The organism is Arthrobacter sp. 01T414 (genome assembly GCF_056398965.1).
The window spans coordinates 135,374-155,279 of record NZ_JBFTQK010000001.1; the positions used below are offsets into that span (position 1 = coordinate 135,374).

The following is a 19,906-nucleotide window of genomic DNA, read 5'->3' on the forward strand; positions in this document are numbered from 1 at the left end:
TTGCGGTGTCAGGAGGTGGCGGGGGTGCAACCGCAGGTGCGGCCGATGTGGAGGCGGTGCCGGCACACCAGGGAGGTGTAGCTCCGGGACGGGGCTTCGATGCGGTTGAGCAGCATGGCGAAGGCTTCGTGGGCCATTTCCTGCTGCGGCTGGACAATGCTGGTGAGGTTGATCAGGCCGGAGCGGCTGTGCGGAAGGCCGTCGCAGCCGGCCACAGCCACGTCGTCCGGGATCCGCAGGCCGCGTGCCAGCGCGTACTCCATGACGCCGATGGCGAGCTCGTCGCTGCCGCAGACCACCGCCTGTGGCGGGGTCCCGGAGGCGAAGAGGCGTTCCGCGGCCAGCCGGCCGCCTTCGTTGTTGACCCGGGTGCTGATCTTGCGATCCCCGCTGATGACGACCCCGGCGGCTGCCGCCGTCCGCACGAACGCCTGTTCCCGGGCCAGCGAGGCGGTGGAAAAACGGGGGCCGATCACGGTGGCGATCTCGGTGTAGCCGTGACCGAGCATGTGCTGCATGAGCAGCGTGGCCGCGGCGTCGTCGTCGATCCCCACGAAGTCGGAGTCCAGGAAATCCGCCCGGCGGGACAGGCAGACGTAAGGAATCCGGGCGGCCCGCAGGGTGCGGAGGGCCCGCGCGTCGTCCCGGAGCGAGGCGGCGAGGATGACGCCGTCCACCGCCCGGTTCGCGAGCGTGGCGGTGACCTGGGCCAGGACTTCGGGGTCGTCCTGGGTGGTGGCGACGAAGACCTCGTAGCCGGCGTCGGCCGCCGCGGAAATGATGCCCTGGGCCCAGCGGGGGAACATCGGGTTGATGATGTTCGGCAGGACCAGCCCGACCACCCGGGTCCGCTGCAGATCGGTGGACTGGGAGGACTTACGGGGCCTGAAGCCCAGCTCGTTCGCCACGTGGATGATGTGGCGCCGCGTCTCCGGAGAGACGCCGGCCTTGCCGTTGAGGACGTAGGACACTGCGGCGGAGGAAACCCCCGCGGCGCGGGCAACAGCGGCCGCCGATACCGGCGCAACCGGGCCGTCGGCGGTGACAGTGCTGGCTTGCTCCTGCATCCTGACCCTCCCTCGCGTCGGTTTCTGTCCTTGTGACCTCAGTTACAGTAATTAGCCCGCACAACGTTAAGCAACGTTAAGTGGTCTGGCCTCTGGTGGGCCGGTTTTTGCCGCTCCGCCGAGGGGGCATGCCCACTCTTTCGCCGCCTGATCGAGGGGACATGCCCGGTCCGGGCTTCGAGCGGTGGACATATTCGGATTATGTCCACTGGTCGGCGCCCAGGATGGGCATGTCCGGAAGGGCGGAAGGCGGCCGCGGTACATGCCCACCGGACTGCCTGAGCGCTGGGCATGTCCGTCGGACCGGGCGCCCCGCGGCCTCCGGGGGACTCCGGCTCTAGACAGCAGTTTCGCCGTGGGCAAACATGGAGCCAAAGGGGCCGAATCCAAAGTTGAGCGGGTTAGACTCAACTTTGACGACAGTCTTATCCCCGGAAGGAGCTCTCTTTGGACGCGAAATTCACCACCAAGAGCCAGGAGGCTCTTTCGGCAGCAGCCATGAACGCCTCGACGGCCGGCAACCCCCAGCTGGAACCGGCCCACCTGCTCAAGGCGCTGATGGACCAGCGCGAAGGGGTGGCCGTGGCGCTCCTGCGCGCCACCGGGACCGATCCGGATGCTGTCAGCGTCCAGGCGAGCACCGCCATCAAGGCGCTCCCGTCGACCTCGGGCAGCTCGGTGCAGCAGGCCCAGCTTTCCCGCGCCGCGATGCAGGCCATCAAGAACGCGCAGAACGAGGCCGAACGCCTTGGCGACACCTTCGTCTCCACCGAGCACCTGCTGCTGGGCCTCGCGTCCGGCAGCGACGACGTCGGCCGGCTGCTGCGCGACGCCGGCGCCTCGCACGAAGCGCTGCTCGCGGCGCTCCCCGGCGTCCGCGGCGACCGCAAGGTGGACAACGCCGACCCGGAAAACACCTTCCAGGCCTTGGAGAAGTTCGGCACCGACCTGACCGCGATCGCGCGGTCCGGCAAGCTGGATCCCGTCATCGGGCGCGACGCCGAGATCCGCCGCATCATCCAAGTGCTCAGCCGCCGGACCAAGAACAACCCGGTGATCATCGGCGAGCCCGGCGTCGGCAAGACCGCCGTCGTCGAAGGCCTCGCCCAGCGGATCGTGGCCGGCGACGTGCCGGAGAGCCTGCGCGGCAAGACCCTGATTGCCCTGGACCTGGCCTCTATGGTGGCCGGAGCCAAGTACCGCGGTGAATTCGAGGAGCGGCTCAAGGCGGTGCTGGAGGAGATCAAGAGCTCCGAGGGCCAGATCGTCACCTTCATTGACGAGCTCCACACCGTGGTGGGGGCGGGCGCGTCCGGGGACAGCTCGATGGATGCCGGCAACATGCTCAAGCCGATGCTGGCCCGCGGCGAGCTCCGGCTGATCGGCGCCACCACGCTGGACGAATACCGCGAGAACATCGAAAAGGACCCTGCCCTGGAGCGCCGCTTCCAGCAGGTCTTCGTCGGCGAACCGAGCGTGGATGACACGATCGGCATCCTGCGCGGACTCAAGGAACGTTACGAGGCGCACCACAAGGTCTCCATCTCCGACTCTGCCCTCGTGGCCGCCGCCACCCTGTCCAACCGGTATATCTCCGGCCGGCAGCTGCCGGACAAGGCGATCGACCTGGTGGACGAGGCCGCGTCCCGGCTGCGGATGGAAATCGATTCCGCCCCGGAGGAGATTGACCAGCTGCGTCGCCAGGTGGACCGGCTGACCATGGAGGAACTGGCCCTGGCCGGCGAGACGGATCCGGCGTCGGTGGAGCGCCTCGCCACCCTCCGTGCGGACATGGCGGACAAGAAGGAGGAGCTCGCGGCCCTGAATGCCCGTTGGGAGGCCGAGAAGGCCGGCCTGAACCGTGCGGGTGACCTGCGCGCCAAGCTGGACGAGCTGCGGTCCGCAGAGGAAAAGGCCGAGCGCGAGGGCGACTTCGAGACGGCATCCCGCATCCTCTATGGGGAGATCCCGGCCCTGGAGCGCGAGCTCAAGGCCGCGGCCGAAGCCGAAGCTTCCGTGACGGACAAGTCCGGGCAGATGGTGGCCGACGAGGTCACCGCGGACGATATCGCCGAGGTGATCTCGGCGTGGACCGGCATCCCGGCCGGCCGCATGCTGCAGGGCGAAAGCCAGAAACTGCTGGAGATGGAGCACGTCCTGGGGGAGCGGCTGATCGGCCAGGCCAAGGCCGTCACCGCGGTGTCCGACGCCGTGCGCCGCGCCCGTGCCGGCATCAGCGACCCGAACCGGCCCACCGGGTCCTTCCTCTTCCTGGGTCCCACTGGCGTCGGTAAGACGGAGCTGGCCAAATCGCTCGCGGACTTCCTGTTCGACGACGAGCGGGCCATGGTGCGGATCGACATGTCCGAGTACTCGGAGAAGCACTCCGTGGCGCGGCTGGTCGGGGCACCTCCCGGCTACGTGGGCTACGAGGAAGGCGGCCAGCTGACCGAAGCCGTCCGCCGTCGCCCCTACTCCGTGCTGTTGCTGGACGAGGTGGAGAAGGCCCACCCGGAGGTCTTCGACATCCTCCTGCAGGTGCTCGACGACGGCCGCCTCACCGATGGCCAGGGCCGCACCGTGGACTTCCGCAACGTGATCCTGGTGCTGACGTCCAACCTCGGCAGCCAGTTCCTCGTGGACCCGGGGCTGGATGCCGCAGCCAAGCGGGACGCGGTAATGGCGACGGTGCACGCCTCCTTCAAGCCGGAGTTCCTGAACCGGCTCGACGAGGTGGTCCTCTTCGACCCGCTCACCGTCGAGGAACTCGCCGAGATCGTGGAACTGCAGGTCAAGGAGCTCGGCGAACGACTCAAGGGCCGCCGCCTGACCCTCGAGGTGTCCGAGGGCGCCCGGGCGTGGCTGGCCGTCACCGGCTTCGACCCGGCATACGGCGCCCGGCCGCTGCGCCGCCTGGTGCAGCGCGAGATCGGCGACCGCCTGGCCAAGGCCATCCTGGCCGGCGAGATCTCCGACGGCGACACCGTGGTCGTGGACACCGCGCCGGACCTGATGGAGCTGACGATGGGCGGTCCGGACGTGTCCGACCGCCCCGCCGGCGGCGCCTCCACCGGAAGCGGGCTCTCGGTCCGCCGCAAGGAGTAGGCGCGGGGTCCCCCCGGCCGCCGGTGGCAAACGCGAAGGGCTGCCAGCCGTTCAACGACGGCGGCAGCCCTTTTGCGTGCCCCCGACCCTTTTTGCGTGCCCCCGACGCGGGCCGGGGGTCCGCGCTAGCGCGGGTCGGTCCAAACCTAGAGCCGGGGGATCAGGGATTCCTTGATGACGTTCCCGCCGTCGGCCACGAAGTAGCAGTCAACCCTGCGGTCTCCCGTGCCCCAGCTGGAGGAGCTGGGGTAGGCCAGTTTGTAGCTGAACTGGTAGTCGCGAGACTTGTCCGTCAGCGGCGCTGCCTTGCAGGTGTCCAGTGCCTTCTGCTTCAGCGGCTCGCGGCCCGGGTAGGCGTCCGAGGCGGCGTACCTGTCCACCGCGACCAGCTGCGCCGAGTGCCCGGTATCGCAGGCCACCACGGTGGAGGTTGGTGCGTTCGCGTCGAAGTCCTTGAAGCAGTCCCCGAGCCGGAAGTCCAGCGGATTGACGCCCTCCAGGGGCAGCGGGCCACGGCTGGCGGGGGCCGCGGAGGAGGCTTCGGCCGCGGGGGCGGGGGAGGTGCCGGCCTCCGGCTGCTTCGCCGTGCCCAGTGAGGTCAGCCACCAGATCACCAGCCCCAGCACGACGACGGCGGCCAGCGCGGCGCCGACCTTTGCCAGGCCCCACCGGTTGGCGGTGGCCCACACGGCATGGCCGAACCGTCGGCCTCCGGTGCCCAGCTTCCCGCCGAATTGCCGGGCGCGCGGTCCCAGGTCCGAGGACTTGAGCTGCGCCGCCTGGGCTGAGAGCAGCTTGCCGAGCTGGGAGGCGCCGGAGGCGGTCCTGCGGTTGCTGGTTCGGGTTGCCGCCTTATCGCCGCGAGCCTCCGACGGCGCCGCCGGCTCTGGCGGGGTTTCGGGGCCGGCTGCTGCGGGACGCGCTGCGGCGTCGTTGCGGGCCACGAGCGGCACCGCGGAAGTCGGCGGCGCCGTCGGCCGCGGTGGAATATATATGGAGGAGGGGATCCGAACCGGCGGGGCCGGCCGCTCGCCGGCGTCGTCCGCCGGGGGAACTTCAGGCATTCCGGCATCGCCGCGCCTGGCGTTCTCGCCGCTCACAGGCTTTTCGGTCACTCGGGAATTCACCTCTTCCGTGCGTACTTGCCGGGGCTGGACGTCCGGCGCGGGCCGCGTTTCCGGGAGCCCATCAAGAGACTCTATCGAAGATGCGCGCCGGGCCGCATGCGCAGGCGCCCGGGCGGCAAGCAGTGACAGCCGAAAGCATGTAATCTAGGTGTACGACAAATTGACCAAACATTCCGGGGCCTCACTAACGCCAATGGTGACCACCTCCGGTCCGAGTACAAAAGGGGGTCACGCCATGGGGCGCGGCCGTCAAAAGGCAAAAGCTACCAAGCAGGCTCGGGATATTAAGTACTATTCCCCGAACACTGACTACACTGCGCTTCAGCGTGAGCTCAAGAGCTCCGAAGGTCGCGCACCGAGTCGTTTTTCGAGTGAGCCGGTTGAGCCGGACTATTCGGCCTACGTGGATAAGTACGCGGACGATGTGGAAGAGGACGACGACGAGGTAGATTCTCGTCGGATAGGTTAGTCGACACTTCTCCAGGGTTCCCTTGCCAGGGCAAGGCACCCACCAAGTTTTTAAGCCCGTCGGGCATGCCTTCTCTGGGGCGTGCCCGGCGGGTTTTTCGCGTCCCCGCGCCCGGGCGCGACGCCCCCGCCCAGCGCCGTTTAGACGGTTCCGTGCCCACTCGACGTATCGGAACATCGAGTGGGCACGGAACCGTCGAAGTGGCGGCACGGAGTCGGTTGCCGCGCCACCCGCCGCGGGCTAACTTGGACTTGCCGGACTGCCCGGCGTTCTTCGGGAAGGACTTCCATGGCCATTCGTTCCGGGTTTGCCCACGGTGAGGTCTGCTGGGCGGACCTCCAGACCTCCGATGTGGCCGCGGCGAAGGAGTTCTACGCAACCATTTTCGGCTGGCGGTATGAGGACCTGCCCACCCCGGATGGCCGCAGCTATTCCCAGGCGTTCCTTGACCAGGAACTGGTGACCGTCATCGCGCCGCAGAACCCGCAGCAGCAGCTGTCGGCGGCCCCGGGGCAGTGGAACGTCTACCTTTCCGTCGACGACGCCGCCGACCTCGCCGCCGAGATCCCGCATGCCGGCGGAGCGCTGGAGTTCGGCCCCGAAAAGGTGGGTGGGACGGGCGTGATGGTCTTCTTCGCCCCGCCCGGCGGCGGCACCACGGGCGCCTGGCAGGCTGGAAGCCACCTCGGCGCGGGACGGGTTGAGGAACCCGGCGCCCTGGCCTGGGCGGAGTTGCTGACGCCCGAGCCGCAGGCCGCCGTCGGATTCTTCCAGCAGCTGTTCGGCCACGAGGTGACGGAGTACCCGCAGGACGACGGCGGCACCTACACGACGCTGATGGTGGGCGGCGCCGAGGTGGCGGGGATCGCCACTGTTCCCGCGTCAGGGAACGCGCTCAAGCCCGGGTGGCAGGTGTACTTCGGCGTGGCAAGCGTCGCGGATGCGGTCGCAGCAGCCGTGGCCGCGGGCGGCACGGTCGTGGTCGAGCCGGAGGACGTCGAGGAAGCCGGCACCATCGCGACCCTGGGCGATCCGCAGGGCGGCTTTTTCAGCGTGCTGGAGATTTAAAGCAGATCGAGTGCTCCGTATCTGCCGTTTAGAGGGGTCTAAACGGCAGATACGGAGCACTCGATTCGGGTGTGCGGCGCGTAAGCCTTAGGCGTAGGCGTTGACCATCCGGACGGCGCCGCCGTCGACGCCCTTGGCGCCCTGGACGTAGTCCGGGCCGGTCCGCACGGCTGAATCGGAGTCTTCCCCGACGGTGCCCATGATCCACGAGGGCAGGCCGCGGGCGTTGAGGTGGTTCACGGCGGCGTCGGCGGCTTCGGGGGAGACGATCGCCACCATGCCCACGCCCACGTTGAGGGTGCGCTCGAGGTCGGCCAGCGGAACGTTGCCCAGCTGGGACACCAGCTTGAAGATGGCGGGCAGTTCCCAGGTGGCGCGGTCCACGGTGGCCAGCAGGCCCTGCGGCAGGACGCGGGCAAGGTTCGCGGCCAGCCCGCCGCCGGTGACGTGGCTGAAGCCGTGCACGGCCCGGCCGGCGGCGGAGCCGTCCACCGGGAAGGTGCGGGCGAGGTCCAGGCAGTCCGCGGCGTACACGCGGGTGGGTTCGAGGAGTTCCTCGCCCAGGGTGCGCTCAAATTCGGAAACGTGCCGGTCCAGGGCCCAGCCGGCGTGGTTGACCACGCGGCGGACCAGGGAGTAGCCGTTGGAGTGCAGGCCGGAGGATGCCATGCCGATCACCACGTCGCCGGCGCGGACGCGGTCCGGGCCCAGCAGCGCGTCGGCTTCGACCACGCCGGTGGCGGCACCGGCCACGTCGTACTCGTGCTCGCCCAGCAGGCCCGGGTGCTCGGCGGTTTCGCCGCCCACCAAGGCGGTGCCGGCGACCGAGCAGGCCGCCGCGATGCCGCGCACGATGTCCGCGATGCGCTCCGGGACCACCTTGCCGCAGGCGATGTAGTCGGTCATGTAGAGCGGCTCGGCGCCCACCACGACGATGTCGTCCACCACCATGCCCACCAGGTCGAACCCAATGGTGTCGTGGATGTCCATGGCCTGGGCGATGGCCACCTTGGTGCCCACGCCGTCGGTGGACGTCGCCAGCAGCGGACGCTTGTAGGTCAGCAGCCTGGAGACGTCGTACAGGCCGGCGAACCCGCCGACGCCGCCGATCACCGAGGCGTTGTGGGTCGCCTTGACGGCGTCCTTCATGAGTTCGACGGCGCGGTCGCCCGCTTCGACGTCGACGCCGGCAGAGGCGTAGGTGATCCCGGTGTTCTGGGCGTCGTTCATGTCAGCGGCCGTGGAGGCGGAAGTCATACTGGCTCTTTCTTGTCGGCATCAAGCTTGTCGGCGGGTACGCGGTCGGCGTCGGTGAGCAGTTCTTCGAATTCGGCGTCGGGTCCCGGATCGCAACCCGTGGCGCCGGCTTTCTCGGCGGGATCCTCGTCGGCCGGGACGGCGGCGTCGGACACGGCGTTTGCAGCGGCGTCGGCCGCGGGAGCCCCGGGTGCGGCGGTGCCGGCTGCGACGGGCGTTGCGGCGGGCAGGCCACCCAAGTCCGTGCGCTCCAGCAGGTTTTTGCCGAGCTTGTCGGCACCGGGCAGCTCGATCGGGTACTGCCCGGTGAAGCAGGCCGTGCAGAGGCGTTCGCGCGGCTGCCGGGTGGCGCCGATCATGCCGTCCTCGGAGATGTAGGCGAGTGAATCCGCGCCGATGGCCTGTGAGATCTCCTCGATGGTGGCGCCGTTGGCGATCAGCTCGGCGCGGGAGGCGAAGTCGATGCCGTAGAAGCAGGGCCACTTCACCGGCGGGGAGGAAATCTTTACATGCACGGCGGCGGCGCCGGCCTCGCGGAGCATCCGCACGATGGCGCGCTGGGTGTTGCCGCGGACGATCGAGTCGTCCACCACCACCACGCGCTTGCCGCGGATCACGGACTCAAGCGCGTTGAGCTTGAGCCGGATGCCGAGCTGGCGCAGCGTCTGCGAAGGCTGGATGAAGGTACGGCCCACGTAGGCGTTCTTGACGAAGCCGTGCGCGAACGGGATGCCGGATTCCTCGGCGTAACCGACGGCGGCCGGGGTGCCGGACTCCGGCACCGGGATGACGATGTCCGCTTCCTGGGTGTTTTCGCGGGCCAGCTGGCGGCCCATCTCCACGCGGGATTCGTAGACGGAGCGGCCGGCAATGGCGGCGTCCGGGCGGGCGAGGTAGACGTACTCGAAGACGCAGCCAGCCGGCGTCGGCTCGGCGAAGCGCTGGGAACGGACGCCCTGCTCGTCGATGGCGATGAATTCGCCGGGTTCGATCTCGCGGATGAAGCTCGCGCCGACGGTGGCGAGGGCCGACTGTTCGGACGCCACCACCCAGCCGCGCTCCAGGCGGCCGAGGACCAGCGGACGGATGCCGTAGGTGTCGCGGGCCGCGTAAAGGGTGCCTTCGTCCATGAAGACAAAGCAGAAGCCGCCCCTGATCTTGGGCAGCAGCTCAATGGCGGTCTCTTCGAGGGACTTGCCCTCCTCGCCCTCGAGCAGGGCCGTGACCAGGGCGGTGTCCGAGGTGTTGCCCTGCTTCATTTCGCCGGTGAGCTGGCCGCCGTTGCGGTCCACGATCATGGCCTTGAGCTCGGCGGTGTTGGTCAGGTTTCCGTTGTGCGCCAGGGCGACCGTGCCGGTGGCCGTTGCGCCGAGGGTGGGCTGGGCGTTGGCCCAGTGGCTGGCGCCGGTGGTGGAGTAGCGGCAGTGGCCGACAGCCAGGTGCCCGGTCAGGGTGTTCAGCGTGGTTTCGTCGAAGACCTGGGAGACGAGGCCCATGTCCTTGTAGACGTTGATCCGCTTGCCGTCGCTGGTGGCAATACCAGCCGACTCCTGACCGCGGTGCTGCAGCGCGTACAGCCCGTAGTAGGTGAGTTTTGCTACCTCTTCGCCGGGAGCCCAGACCCCGAAGACGCCACATGCGTCCTGCGGGCCTTTTTCGCCAGAGAGAAGGTCATGAGAAAGTTTTCCATCGCCGCGTGCCACTGGTCGATTATCTCACGTTGTGCGCTAGGACTTTTCCGGGGGCCGGTTTATGACCTGACGTTCGGTGTCCGCCCGCTTAGGCGCGATCCTCGTCGTCGGTGTCCGGAACGGAGTCCGGAACCGATTCGACGACGGCGCGCTCGGCCCGGCGGACGCTCAGCCGGTCCAGCACGAGGGCGACGGCGGCACCCAGGATAGCGCCACCGGCGATGCAGAAGGTCAGGAAGAAGCCGAAGACCGAGTTGGCGTCATAGCCCTCGTCGCCCGGCAGCCCGTAGGCGATGACGGCGGCCACCACTACGCCCAGCAGCCCGCCCAGGATCAGGAACGGCACGTACTTCGGAGCGCGACGGACGGTGACGGAGCGGCGCTCGGGCGCAACGGGGGAGTCTTCAGGAGCCATGCGGTTAAGCCTACTGCCCGCACCGGCCCTGCTTTGGCGGCGGCGATTTCGCGCCGGTTCCGGACCGCCGCTACCCGGATCCGCGGCGCGGCTGTCCGATTCCGTGGCAGAAATCCGGGACCCTAGCGGGAACCCGGGCGGCGGGGCACACTAAGGGGTGGGGGAGGGTGCGGTCCGGACTTTTTAAGGACGCACCATGTCAGTTGCAGCGGACAGTATCCGGGACCGTCAGCGCATCATCTGGGACCAGTTCGCGGCGGGCTGGAAAAAGTGGGACGCGGAACTGCTCGGCTGGCAACAACCCTTCGTCGACGCCGTGATCCAGGACGCCAGGCTCCAGCCCGGCTCCATGGTGCTCGACGTCGCCTCGGGCACCGGCGAGCCAGGGCTCACCGCGGCGACCCTGGTGCCAGACGGTGAAGTGGTCCTGACCGACATCTCGGCCGGAATGTTGCACGTGGCCGAGGACAAAGCGTCCGCACGGGGCCTGGCCAACGTGAGCTTCAGTGTCTGCGACGCCGCAGAGCTGCCCTTCGACGACGGCACGTTCGACGCCGTCCTGTGCTGTTTCGGCGTCACGTTCTTTCCCGACATGAAAGCCGCCCTGCGGGAGATGGTGCGGACGGCCAAGCCCGGGGCGAGGATCAGCGCCGCCGTCTGGGGCCGGCCCGCAGAAAATCCGTGGGCGAGCCTCATCCTCGGCACCCTCGCTCATCATACGGAACTGCCTTCCCCGCCCGCGGACTTGCCCGGACTGTTCCGTTGCTCCGCGCCGGGAGTCATGCCACGGATGTTCAGGGACGCCGGCCTGACGGACGTTGCGGAGCGAAAGGTCAGCACGGACCTGGTGCATGACTCCCCGGACAGCTACTGGGAGTTCATCACTGATATCGCGACCACGGTGGCCACGGGCCTGGCCATGGCGGACAAGGAAGCACGGTTGCTGATCCGCTCCGACGTGTTCCAGATGCTGGGCCGCTATGGGCACCAGGGCGCGCTCAGGCTCCGGTCGACGGCGACGATCGTGGCGGGCACCCGGGCGTAGCTCTTGTCCGCGGCGAATTCCGCGCCGGTTACGGACCGATGCACCCCGGATCCGGGCCGCGGCTGTCCGTAACCGGCGCGGATTTCCGGAAGCAGCGCGGCATCACCGGCGGCATGCCGGCCTGACCAGCCGCGGGACCCTGTGGGCAGCGAGGAACGCCGTGAATTTCGCCGGTCCGGAGATCTCGGTCCAGGTCCAACGGATGACCCGCCGCCCGGTCGCCCGGATCCGGTCCTCGCGGCGCTTCTCGTCGATGACGACTTCTGCGGGGGTCCGTCCCTGGAGGTACTCGGCCTTCTGGTACTTGACCAGGCCGTCGAATTCCCCGCACAGCCGCTCCTCCGGCCACTCAAAATCCGTGTAGGCGGCCAGTCCGCGGGCATCACGGATGGGTGTCTGCAAGCGAGGGGGCTCGAAGCCCAGCCGATGCATTAGCGCGCGGCTCACCGATTCCCCGGGAGATCCCGACGCAGGGTCTGCGAAGTCGATTGCGGCCCGGATTCTGCGCGCCGCTGCCGCGCTGTAGTTGGTTCCGATGCCGTCTTCGAGCTCCTCCTTGCTCAGTGCAGGCAGCCCAGGCTGCGGACGCAGCACGTGGTCAAGTACCGCGACGGCCTGTTCAAATGACTCGAACGCCGCCAGATCCAGGACGGTCCGGAGCCGCCCCGTGACCAGCAGCCCCCGGCGCTCTTCGACCTGCAGGGACGTCTGGTCGGCGTAATGCCGACGGACGCCCGCCCGCGAGCGGCCACCGCCGTCGTCGGAGGTGCAGGCATGCACCAGCGTGGGGCGGCCCAGCACCGGAAGGTCCCACAGTGCGGCCGAGGACTTCCGGCAGAACACGGTGCGGCTTTGCAGCGTCGAGGCGGCCGCCTGGATCAGGAGCGGGTACCGGTCCCAGCTCGGCAGCGCGTCCCAGGCCGCCGACTGAACGTAGACGCCCCGCCTGATTCGGCGCAGCTCGCCCGCCGCGGCCCGACGGCACAATTCGCGGGCGTCCCGGCCGAGCCGTGCCGAGTCGCTGCTGAGAATGAGCCCGGGAAGTTCCATGCCCCGATGCTGTCCTGCCGCCCGGTCGTCGGCAACGGGGCCGACGGCGGATGTGGACAAGTCCTGCTATGCCCTTGGATTTCCGCTGCGCTTTCGGACGCAGGCAGGCCGGATCGGGCGTGCGCCTGTCCGGAAACGCCGCGGATATCCGAAAATGGCGCGGACTCCCTAGACGCCCAGCTCGTCCTTAAGCGCCGCGACGTGGCCCTCTGCCTTGACCTGGTACTGCGCCAGCTTCACCTTGCCCTCGGTATCGAGGACCACGGTTGAGCGGACGATGCCCTCGGTGATCTCGCCGCGGACCAGCTTCTCGCCCCACGCGCCGTAGGCGAGGGCCACAGCGTGGTCCTGATCGGCCAGCAGCGGGAAGGTCAGGGCAAAGTCGCCGGTGAAGTGCGCCAGCGCCTCGGGGGCGTCAGGGGAGATGCCCAGAACTTCGTAGCCGGAGCCCTGCAGGGAGGCCAGGCTGTCGCGGAAGTCGCACGCCTCGGTGGTGCATCCGGGGGTGGCGGCCTGCGGGTAGAAGTACACGATGACGTTCTTGCCGCGGTAGTCAGCCAAGGACACGGGCTTCCCCTCGGCGTCGGGCAGCGTGAAATCGGGGGCCGGGGTTCCGGGCTGAAGCTTGACGGTGAGGTTCTGGCTCATGGGAGTCCTTCGCTTGGTGGCGGCTGGAAATTGGTCTGTGGTGCACAACACCCCGGGCGGATCCGGTATTCCGGCGCTCCAGCAACCGATCAGGGAGCCGTGCGCTGCCCGCTGGTCCAGTCGAACGCCGAGGCCGCCGGCGCCTTGTATTCCAGGCCGACGCGGCCCGCGTAGCCGAGCTCGCGGCTGCGGGCGATCCACTGCTCCAGCGGCAGCCCGCCGGTTCCGGGAGCGCCGCGCCCCGGCGAATCCGCGACCTGGATGTGGCCGAAGTCCGGGGCGTACCGTTCGATCACGGCGTCGACGTCGTCGCCGTTGACCGAGAGGTGATAGAAATCGGCGAGCAGCTTGACGTTCAAGGCGCCGGTTTCCTCCCGCACCCGGTCGATCACCCGCACGGCGTCTTCGGCCGTGCGGAGCGGGTAGTCGGGGGCTCCGCTGACCGGCTCGAGCAGCACGGTTCCTCCGATGCGGGCCACGGAGGAGGCGGCGGCAGCGAGGTTCTCTATCGCGAGCTCGTCCTGGGCCTCGGCGGCGTGCCCGGTCTGCCGGTTGCCGTAGAGGGCGTTGAACGAGGTGCAGCCGAGCCGGCCGCCGATGCCTGCCACCACCTCGATGTTGTCCCGGAACTCGGCGGAACGGCCGGTCCAGGAGACGAGGCCGCGGTCGCCGGCGGGCATGTCGCCGGCGTTGAAGTTGAGGCCGGCAAGCTGGACCCCCGCGTCCGTGATCGCGCGTTCGAAGCGGTCCAGCTCGGCGTCGCCGGGCACGGACTCTGCGAACGGCCACCAGAACTCGACGGCGTCGAAACCGGCAGCCTTTGCCGCAGCAGGCCGTTCGAGCAGCGGGAGGTCATCCAGCATGATCGAGCAGTTCACGGAGTAGCTCAACGCGGTTTCCTTCCGGCCCGGGCGTGGATGCCCTATCTCTTGCGTGGATCCTTCCGGGCGGCCAGGCCCACCAGCGCGCCGATAGCCAACCCGATCAACAGGCCGGTAAAGGGCTTGTCCACGGTGGCCACGCCGACGGCGAAGCCGATGGCCGCGCCAACGAGCATTCCGATCCACAAGGACTCGTACTTCACAGCCTCAGGCTAGCAAGCCAACGCCTATAGTCGGATGATGGAACAGCGAATCTTGGGCAAGACCGGACGGCACGTCTCCATCATTGGCCTGGGCACGTGGCAGCTCGGTGCAGACTGGGGCAACGTGGATCCGGCGCAGGCGCAGGCCATCCTGGCCGCCTCGGTGGAGGCCGGGGTCACATTCTTCGACACCGCGGACGTCTACGGCGACGGCCGCAGCGAGCAGGCCATCGGCACCTTCCTCGCGGACAACCCGGGCCTGGACATCACGGTCGCCACCAAGATGGGCCGCCGGGTGGAGCAGCGTCCGGAAAACTACAACCTCGCCAACTTCCGCGCCTGGACGGACCGGTCCCGGCGGAATCTCGGCGTCGAGCAGCTCGACCTGGTCCAGCTGCACTGCCCGCCCAGCGCCGTCTACAGCAACGCCGAGGTGTACGACGCGCTGGACACCCTCGTAGCCGACGGCGCCATCCGGAACTACGGGGTCAGCGTGGAGCGGACCGACGAAGCCCTCGAAGCGATGCGCCACGACGGCACAGCCAGCGTGCAGATCATCCTGAACGCCTTCCGGCTCAAGCCGCTGGACGAGGTGCTGCCCGCTGCGGCAGCCGCCGGCGTCGGCATCATCGCCCGCGTGCCGCTCGCCTCCGGGCTGCTCTCCGGCAAGTACACGGCGGACACCTCCTTCGCGGCGGACGACCACCGCAACTACAACCGGACAGGCTCGGCGTTCGACGTGGGGGAGACCTTCTCCGGCGTGGACTTCGGCGAGGGACTCAAAGCCGTGGCCGAGTTCGAACAGCTTGTGCCGGACGGCGTCAGCACCGCCCAGGCGGCCCTCGCCTGGATTGCCGCGCAGGACGGCGTCAGCACGGTGATTCCGGGCGCCCGAAACGTTGAGCAGGCGCGCGCCAACGCCGAGGCCGCGACGGTCAGCGGCATCGACTCCACGTTCGACGTCGGCGTCCACGAGGTCTATGACCGCTACTTCCGCGCGGCGATCCACCCGCGCTGGTAGCCGCGGGCCCTACTCGGGCGGGTACCAGACCCGGCGGCCGTCGACGCGGGCGAACGAGGTCAGGGTGTGCGGTTTGGCGGACGTTGCCGACATGATGTCCAGCACGCTGACGTTCCGCACCAGCAGCGCGTCGCCGATCAGGGACCGGTGGCAGCGCCAGGGCACGGCCTCCGCGCACATGATGGCGGCGTCGCTGTGGCGTCCGCGTTCCATCAGCTGTTCGACGGCGGCGGCGAACTCCTCGGTCTGCATGTAATCCGCGTAGCCCCGGAACGACGCGTTCCGCCAAGCGCCGTTAGGACTGTCTTTGGTGGTGTGCCTCAGGCCGCCGAGGGATTCCATCCGCCGGTACGTAATGCCGCTGGCACGGACGCTCGCCGCGAGGGCGTCCGCATTGAACTGCGGATTGTGCCGCGACTTCGGGACGGTGCGCACATCGATCAGCTTCTTGATGCCGTGGGCCTTGAGGATGCCGATGAATTCCTCGATGGGATGAGTGGAGTGCCCCACCGTGAAGATGGTCGTGTCCGTCATGTCCCCATGCTAGGGCGGTGTCAATGTCCGTGCGGAAGCGACGCGGATAGTCTGGTGGACCTAGAAGCCGCCAAGCTGCCAAGCTGCCATGGGAACGGACCGGGAGATGATTGCACCCTCGATCGATGACTTTGTAGACTGGCTCGCGTCCGTGCGGACCGGGCCCGGGTGCGCCAACTTCCTCGACCACTCCGTGCCCGCGAATGCGCTGCGCCGGCGGAACCTGGCTATCTACCTGCAGGAAATGCGGGAGCGTTCCCCCAAGGTGCTGCTGCTGGGGGAGGCACCGGGCTTCCGCGGCATGCGGCTCACCGGGGTTCCGTTCACGAACCGCACCATCATGGAGGGGCCTGCCAACGCCTTTGGTTTGTTCGGGCCGGGGAAGGGCTACGTGCTGCCGCCGGATGCGGCTGGAGTTGCCGCGGAGCCGACGGCGACCGTGATGTGGGACGTGCTGGCCGAGCTGGGATTCCTGCCGCTGCTCTGGAGTGCGTGTCCGTGGCACACCCACGTGCCCGGGAAGCCGTTGTCCAACCGCACTCCCAACGCGTCCGAGGCCGCGCTGGGAACCCCGTTCTGGCAGGCGCTCGCGGCGGAATTTGCGATAGAAACGGTGGTGGCGGTGGGCAACGTGGCGCACCACAGCCTGCAGCGCAGCGGCCTGGATGTGACGAAAATCAGGCACCCGGCCCACGGCGGCCGGTCCGGCTTCAAACGCGGACTCGAAGAGCTGATCGCAGCCGGCGCCGGCGGTGAGTGTCCAAGTTAGTGTGGGAGAAAGTCCATCCCCGGATGAAAGGCAGTGCCATGAGTGATCCGAACGAACCGAGCAACGATCCCGCCGGCCTGCGCGGGCCCGGCGACCCGGAGGCCGCGAAAGCTCGCCAGCAGCAAGGCGACGACGACGCCGTCGAGGCCCGACAGCCGCACGCCGAACCTGGCAGCGCCGGCAACATCCGCGAGGAACAGCAGACCCAGGCCGCCGGAACCGTGCCTGCGGCCTACATCGGGTCAGGCGACCCGACGTCGGACGACAAGCCGGAAGACGCCGTCGACGCCGGCGGGTGGGACGACGAGGTCTAACCGTCCGTAACCGAGCGCAGGAAAGCCAAGGGACTTCCCTTGGCTTTCCGGTGAGGCGATGTCAGCGCCTAGTCGTCAGCGCCGGACGGTTCCCTCCTTGCTCATTTCCCAGCGGGTCCAATCGGACCAGTGCTTGCCGGTGCGCACGCGGAACGAAACGAGTTGGTACACCTGCTCGCTGTTGTGGCGGCCTTGGATTGGCACGCGGTCATAGCTGTGAATGGTGACCGAGTCGTCGGGGCGGTTGAAGGACTGCCAGAACGTGGACCTGCCCAGGAAATCGTCGTTGCGACCGCGCTCGTCTTCATAGCGCAGCTGCCTGATCTGCACGGCCTTGTTGTCCTTGCAGTCCACCCTGATGCGGAAATCGACCCAGTGGTTGCGCTCGGTGGGCCTCAACGGTTCCACCGTGCAGCCACGAAGCGAAGTCGAGGCATCGGCCGGGGCGGCGAGGGCGACAGGGCCGCCGATAAGCCCCAAGGTGACGGCCGAGACCAGGGTGAACCTGGCCGCCAGGGGGCGGGTTTTTGTTGAAGGGGTAGTAACGGACATTTCTTTTGGTGCTCCTACTGGAGGATGCGGATCTACAGGGGCGGACGGCGTGCGCCGGTCGCGACCACGCAGCGGTGGCACCGCCTATGCGGTGGCACGCCGTCCAGTACTTATTTAGCTTGCCCGTGCTAACTGGGGGCCCAGGCCGAGGCTGCAGATGGCGCTCCCGGTACGTTAATCGTGCGCCTGCGGACACGCCTTCGCCAGTCCCGCGGCGCTTTCTGAAAAGCGCCACGGAAACGGACGGGGGCACCCCGGACCCGGGGTGCCCCCGTCCGGAACCGGTGCGGAAACCGCGGCGGCGGAGGCTACTTCGCCAGGAACCCCAGCAGCGCCTCATTGACCTCGGCGGCGTGGGTCCAAAGCATTCCGTGCGGGGCGCCGTCGATCTCCACGTACTCCGCGCTGGGCAGGGCCTTGGCGAAACGGCGGCCGGTGACGTCGATCGGCAGGATCTGGTCCGCGGTGCCGTGGACAATCAGGGCCGGGACGTCGATCTTGGGGATGTCCCCGCGGAAGTCGGTGAGCCAGGTGGGCTGTGCGGCGGCCGACGCCGTCGGGCCGCCCGCGGTGGCGGTGTTCCAGCCGGCCCGCATGACTTCCTCGCTGAGCCGCGGGGTGCCCAGGAAAGTGTCGCTGTTGTAGAAGTTCTTGAAGAAGTCGGTGAAGAAGGCGTAGCGGTCCGCCGTGACCGCCTCCATCAGCCCGTCGAACACGGACTGCGGGACGCCCTCCGGGTTGTCCCCGGCCTGCAGGATGTAGGGCTCCAGCGAGCCCAGGAACACCGCCTTCGCCACCCGCGCCGAGCCGTAGCTGCCCAGGTAGCGGCCCACTTCGCCGGTGCCCATCGAGAAGCCGACGAGGACGGCGTCGTTGAGGTCCAGGCTGGTCATCAGGGTGTTGAGGTCCGCGGCGAAGGTGTCATAGTCGTAGCCTTCGGTGGGCTTGCTGGACTGGCCGAAGCCGCGGCGGTCGTAGGTGATGACGCGGTACCCGGCGGCGAGGAGTGCGGTGGTCTGCTTCTCCCAGGACGAGCCGTCCAGCGGATAGCCGTGGATCAGGACCACCGGCTGCCCGGCCCCGTGGTCCTCGTAGTAGAGCTCGACGTCGGTGCTGTTCTCGGTTCCAACCTTGATGTATGCCATGAAAGCGGTCCTCTCGGTCTGAAGTCGGTGCGTGCGTCCCGTGGTGGGTCCCACTGTAGGAACCTAACGCCTCCGCCGGACAGGGTGTTCCACGAATTTGCTCCCGATACCCCTGGGGGTATAAATTGGTCGTAGACCACCGAGGTCACAGACCGAGCTAAGGGAGACACCAGATGTGCCGACAGGTTGCATGCAAGAAGTGCGGTAAGACCACCTGGGCCGGTTGCGGCCAGCACGTTGACCAGGTCATGCGCGGCGTCAAGAGCGCGGACCGCTGCAAGGGCCACGCCGACGAGCCCAAGACCGGCTTCTTCGCCAAGCTGTTCGGCCGCTAGGAACATCCGGCGCCAGGCGACGGCGGCGGGTGGCCGCCGTCGTCCGGCGCCCCGGCCTACTAGGCTGGCAACTATGCCGAAGAAGATCACCGTCAGCCTGCCGGACGCGACCCTGCGTGAGTACCTCCCGCCCCACCCGGACGTGACCATCCTCGAGTGGGACCTGTCCGGCGAAGCGCCGCAGCCAAGGATCGACATCGTCGTGCCGCCGTACATGGGCGGGTGGGCCCCTCTGCGCGGACTGGAAAACGTGGAGACGGAGCTGGTGCAGAGCCAGTCGATCGGGTACGACGGCGTGGAAGACTTCCTGCCGTCCGGCCGGGTGCTGGCGAATGCCGCGGGTGTCCACGAAGCATCCACCGCCGAGCTCACCCTGGCCCTGATCCTGGCCAGCCAGCGGGAATTTCCCCGGATGCTGCTGAACCAGCAGGAGGGCCGCTGGGAGAGCCGCCCCACCGCCAGCCTCGCGGACCGGCGGGTGCTGATTGTTGGCTACGGCGGCGTCGGCAAGGCGATCGAGGACCGGCTGCTGCCGTTCGAAACCTCTGTCACGCGGGTGGCCAGCAAGGCCCGGTCCGACGCGCGCGGCCAGATCCACGGCATCGATGAACTGCACGGCCTGCTGCCGGACCAGGACATCGTCGTCGTCGTCGTTCCGCTGAGCGAGTCCACCCGGAACCTCATTGACGACGCCTTCCTCGCGGCGATGCCCGACGGCGCGCTGCTGGTCAACGTTGCCCGCGGCCCCGTCGCGGACACGGAGGCGCTGGTCAAGCACACCGCCTCGGGCCGGATCCGCGCCGCCCTGGACGTCACCGACCCGGAGCCGCTGCCACAGGACCACCCGCTCTGGTCCACCCCCGGAGTCATCATCAGCCCGCACATCGGCGGAGCCACCTCGGCCATGCGCCCGCGGATGGGGAAGCTGCTGCAGCGCCAGATTGAGCTCATGCTCGCGGACGAACCGCCTGCGAACGTCGTAATCGGCGGCTAGGCAGGTCCGGGCCGGCTGAGGGGGAGGGAGCCCGGACTGGGGTGCCCCCCTTTTTGGCGTCTGGGCCCTCGGGACGGCCACAAACGCAGTCCACGGACACTCAGGTACCGCTCCCGCCGTGTCCAGGGGCCGCCCTGCAAACTCGCCAACCAAATCTCCGTGGTTGCGGCCCGGTTTGTACGGATGGGCACAAATTTCCGCGCCGCAGGGCCCCGA

21 protein-coding genes are annotated in these 19,906 nt (G+C 68.5%); 9 read left to right on the forward strand and 12 right to left on the reverse strand.

Features of this window, described 5'->3' with window-relative positions; all coding sequences use genetic code 11:
* Positions 1–8: 8 nt before the first annotated feature.
* Complete coding sequence (locus tag AC1DK9_RS00595; RefSeq protein WP_476862027.1) at positions 9–1,067, reverse strand: LacI family DNA-binding transcriptional regulator; 1,059 nt, start codon at positions 1,065–1,067, stop codon at positions 9–11.
* Between the two features lie 447 nt (positions 1,068–1,514).
* Here AC1DK9_RS00595 and clpB point away from each other — a divergent pair, with 447 nt between their 5' ends.
* Positions 1,515–4,172 carry an ATP-dependent chaperone ClpB gene (gene clpB / locus AC1DK9_RS00600; protein WP_476862028.1) on the forward strand — a complete coding sequence of 886 codons (2,658 nt, stop codon included), beginning with the start codon at positions 1,515–1,517 and terminating at the stop codon, positions 4,170–4,172.
* Between the two features lie 146 nt (positions 4,173–4,318).
* Here the strand turns inward: clpB and AC1DK9_RS00605 are convergent, their stop codons facing one another.
* On the reverse strand, positions 4,319–5,287 hold the full coding sequence (locus tag AC1DK9_RS00605; RefSeq protein ID WP_476862029.1) for a hypothetical protein: 969 nt from the start codon (positions 5,285–5,287) through the stop codon (positions 4,319–4,321).
* 247 nt (positions 5,288–5,534) lie between these two features.
* Here AC1DK9_RS00605 and AC1DK9_RS00610 point away from each other — a divergent pair, with 247 nt between their 5' ends.
* The gene (locus AC1DK9_RS00610; RefSeq protein ID WP_346959438.1) at positions 5,535–5,768 is read left to right on the forward strand and encodes a DUF3073 domain-containing protein; all 234 of its coding nucleotides are present in this window, start codon (positions 5,535–5,537) and stop codon (positions 5,766–5,768) included.
* A 288-nt stretch (positions 5,769–6,056) separates the two neighbouring features.
* The gene (locus tag AC1DK9_RS00615) at positions 6,057–6,836 is read left to right on the forward strand and encodes a VOC family protein (RefSeq protein WP_476862030.1); all 780 of its coding nucleotides are present in this window, start codon (positions 6,057–6,059) and stop codon (positions 6,834–6,836) included.
* A gap of 87 nt (positions 6,837–6,923) precedes the next feature.
* Here the strand turns inward: AC1DK9_RS00615 and purM are convergent, their stop codons facing one another.
* The 3 genes from purM to AC1DK9_RS00630 form a co-directional block, all read right to left on the reverse strand.
* Positions 6,924–8,093 (reverse strand): phosphoribosylformylglycinamidine cyclo-ligase, encoded by a 1,170-nt coding sequence (purM, locus tag AC1DK9_RS00620; protein ID WP_476914690.1) that lies wholly within the window; start codon positions 8,091–8,093, stop codon positions 6,924–6,926.
* Positions 8,090–9,796, reverse strand: coding sequence for an amidophosphoribosyltransferase (gene purF / locus AC1DK9_RS00625; RefSeq protein WP_476914691.1), 1,707 nt, complete (start codon positions 9,794–9,796; stop codon positions 8,090–8,092). The genes purM and purF overlap by 4 nt, the downstream gene beginning before the upstream one ends.
* 76 nt (positions 9,797–9,872) lie before the next feature.
* A complete protein-coding gene (locus AC1DK9_RS00630; RefSeq protein ID WP_476862033.1) occupies positions 9,873–10,199 on the reverse strand; it encodes a hypothetical protein in 327 nt (108 codons plus the stop codon).
* Between the two features lie 196 nt (positions 10,200–10,395).
* Here AC1DK9_RS00630 and AC1DK9_RS00635 point away from each other — a divergent pair, with 196 nt between their 5' ends.
* Positions 10,396–11,244, forward strand: a complete 849-nt coding sequence (locus tag AC1DK9_RS00635; RefSeq protein WP_476914692.1) for a class I SAM-dependent methyltransferase — start codon at positions 10,396–10,398, stop codon at positions 11,242–11,244.
* 102 nt (positions 11,245–11,346) lie between these two features.
* Here the strand turns inward: AC1DK9_RS00635 and AC1DK9_RS00640 are convergent, their stop codons facing one another.
* The 4 genes from AC1DK9_RS00640 to AC1DK9_RS00655 all read right to left on the reverse strand — a co-directional run bounded on the left by AC1DK9_RS00640 (position 11,347) and on the right by AC1DK9_RS00655 (position 14,026).
* Complete coding sequence (locus AC1DK9_RS00640; protein WP_476914693.1) at positions 11,347–12,294, reverse strand: hypothetical protein; 948 nt, start codon at positions 12,292–12,294, stop codon at positions 11,347–11,349.
* A 168-nt stretch (positions 12,295–12,462) separates the two neighbouring features.
* Positions 12,463–12,942 (reverse strand): thioredoxin-dependent thiol peroxidase, encoded by a 480-nt coding sequence (bcp, locus tag AC1DK9_RS00645; protein ID WP_476862036.1) that lies wholly within the window; start codon positions 12,940–12,942, stop codon positions 12,463–12,465.
* Positions 12,943–13,031: 89 nt separating this feature from the next.
* The gene (locus tag AC1DK9_RS00650; RefSeq protein ID WP_476914694.1) at positions 13,032–13,832 is read right to left on the reverse strand and encodes a hydroxypyruvate isomerase family protein; all 801 of its coding nucleotides are present in this window, start codon (positions 13,830–13,832) and stop codon (positions 13,032–13,034) included.
* Positions 13,833–13,864: 32 nt separating this feature from the next.
* A complete protein-coding gene (locus tag AC1DK9_RS00655) occupies positions 13,865–14,026 on the reverse strand; it encodes a hypothetical protein (protein WP_476862038.1) in 162 nt (53 codons plus the stop codon).
* 37 nt (positions 14,027–14,063) lie between these two features.
* Between AC1DK9_RS00655 and AC1DK9_RS00660 the strand changes: the two genes are divergently transcribed.
* Entirely contained in the window at positions 14,064–15,047 is a 984-nt protein-coding gene (locus AC1DK9_RS00660) for an aldo/keto reductase (RefSeq protein WP_476914695.1), read from the forward strand.
* Positions 15,048–15,056: 9 nt separating this feature from the next.
* Here AC1DK9_RS00660 and AC1DK9_RS00665 read toward each other — a convergent pair whose 3' ends face one another.
* Complete coding sequence (locus AC1DK9_RS00665) at positions 15,057–15,581, reverse strand: DUF488 domain-containing protein (RefSeq protein ID WP_476914696.1); 525 nt, start codon at positions 15,579–15,581, stop codon at positions 15,057–15,059.
* 106 nt (positions 15,582–15,687) lie between these two features.
* Between AC1DK9_RS00665 and AC1DK9_RS00670 the strand changes: the two genes are divergently transcribed.
* Positions 15,688–16,350, forward strand: coding sequence for a uracil-DNA glycosylase (locus AC1DK9_RS00670; RefSeq protein WP_476914697.1), 663 nt, complete (start codon positions 15,688–15,690; stop codon positions 16,348–16,350).
* A 38-nt stretch (positions 16,351–16,388) separates the two neighbouring features.
* Positions 16,389–16,664, forward strand: a complete 276-nt coding sequence (locus AC1DK9_RS00675) for a hypothetical protein (protein WP_476862042.1) — start codon at positions 16,389–16,391, stop codon at positions 16,662–16,664.
* 75 nt (positions 16,665–16,739) lie between these two features.
* On the opposite strand, the gene AC1DK9_RS00680 is transcribed toward AC1DK9_RS00675, so the two are convergent.
* Together AC1DK9_RS00680 and AC1DK9_RS00685 are read right to left on the reverse strand one after the other, a co-directional pair.
* Positions 16,740–17,216, reverse strand: a complete 477-nt coding sequence (locus AC1DK9_RS00680; protein ID WP_476862043.1) for a hypothetical protein — start codon at positions 17,214–17,216, stop codon at positions 16,740–16,742.
* A 308-nt stretch (positions 17,217–17,524) separates the two neighbouring features.
* Positions 17,525–18,361: an alpha/beta fold hydrolase gene (locus tag AC1DK9_RS00685; protein WP_476862044.1), complete on the reverse strand. Its 837-nt coding sequence runs from the start codon at positions 18,359–18,361 to the stop codon at positions 17,525–17,527.
* Positions 18,362–18,534: 173 nt separating this feature from the next.
* On the opposite strand from AC1DK9_RS00685, the gene AC1DK9_RS00690 reads away from it, so the two are divergent.
* Positions 18,535–18,696: a hypothetical protein gene (locus AC1DK9_RS00690; RefSeq protein WP_175322402.1), complete on the forward strand. Its 162-nt coding sequence runs from the start codon at positions 18,535–18,537 to the stop codon at positions 18,694–18,696.
* A gap of 73 nt (positions 18,697–18,769) precedes the next feature.
* On the forward strand, positions 18,770–19,690 hold the full coding sequence (locus AC1DK9_RS00695) for a 2-hydroxyacid dehydrogenase (RefSeq protein WP_476862045.1): 921 nt from the start codon (positions 18,770–18,772) through the stop codon (positions 19,688–19,690).
* Positions 19,691–19,906: the final 216 nt, after the last annotated feature.

Excerpts from the sequence above, each read along its gene's own strand:
- AC1DK9_RS00595 (WP_476862027.1), bottom strand. The coding sequence starts at position 1,067 with ATGCAGGAGCAAGCCAGCACTGTCACCGCCGACGGCCCGGTTGCGCCG.
- AC1DK9_RS00610 (WP_346959438.1), top strand. The coding sequence starts at position 5,535 with ATGGGGCGCGGCCGTCAAAAGGCAAAAGCTACCAAGCAGGCTCGGGAT.
- AC1DK9_RS00615 (WP_476862030.1), top strand. The coding sequence starts at position 6,057 with ATGGCCATTCGTTCCGGGTTTGCCCACGGTGAGGTCTGCTGGGCGGAC.
- purM (WP_476914690.1), bottom strand. The coding sequence starts at position 8,093 with ATGACTTCCGCCTCCACGGCCGCTGACATGAACGACGCCCAGAACACC.
- AC1DK9_RS00630 (WP_476862033.1), bottom strand. The coding sequence starts at position 10,199 with ATGGCTCCTGAAGACTCCCCCGTTGCGCCCGAGCGCCGCTCCGTCACC.
- AC1DK9_RS00635 (WP_476914692.1), top strand. The coding sequence starts at position 10,396 with ATGTCAGTTGCAGCGGACAGTATCCGGGACCGTCAGCGCATCATCTGG.
- AC1DK9_RS00640 (WP_476914693.1), bottom strand. The coding sequence starts at position 12,294 with ATGGAACTTCCCGGGCTCATTCTCAGCAGCGACTCGGCACGGCTCGGC.
- bcp (WP_476862036.1), bottom strand. The coding sequence starts at position 12,942 with ATGAGCCAGAACCTCACCGTCAAGCTTCAGCCCGGAACCCCGGCCCCC.
- AC1DK9_RS00660 (WP_476914695.1), top strand. The coding sequence starts at position 14,064 with ATGGAACAGCGAATCTTGGGCAAGACCGGACGGCACGTCTCCATCATT.
- AC1DK9_RS00665 (WP_476914696.1), bottom strand. The coding sequence starts at position 15,581 with ATGACGGACACGACCATCTTCACGGTGGGGCACTCCACTCATCCCATC.
- AC1DK9_RS00670 (WP_476914697.1), top strand. The coding sequence starts at position 15,688 with ATGATTGCACCCTCGATCGATGACTTTGTAGACTGGCTCGCGTCCGTG.
- AC1DK9_RS00675 (WP_476862042.1), top strand. The coding sequence starts at position 16,389 with ATGAGTGATCCGAACGAACCGAGCAACGATCCCGCCGGCCTGCGCGGG.
- AC1DK9_RS00680 (WP_476862043.1), bottom strand. The coding sequence starts at position 17,216 with ATGTCCGTTACTACCCCTTCAACAAAAACCCGCCCCCTGGCGGCCAGG.
- AC1DK9_RS00685 (WP_476862044.1), bottom strand. The coding sequence starts at position 18,361 with ATGGCATACATCAAGGTTGGAACCGAGAACAGCACCGACGTCGAGCTC.
- AC1DK9_RS00690 (WP_175322402.1), top strand. The coding sequence starts at position 18,535 with ATGTGCCGACAGGTTGCATGCAAGAAGTGCGGTAAGACCACCTGGGCC.
- AC1DK9_RS00695 (WP_476862045.1), top strand. The coding sequence starts at position 18,770 with ATGCCGAAGAAGATCACCGTCAGCCTGCCGGACGCGACCCTGCGTGAG.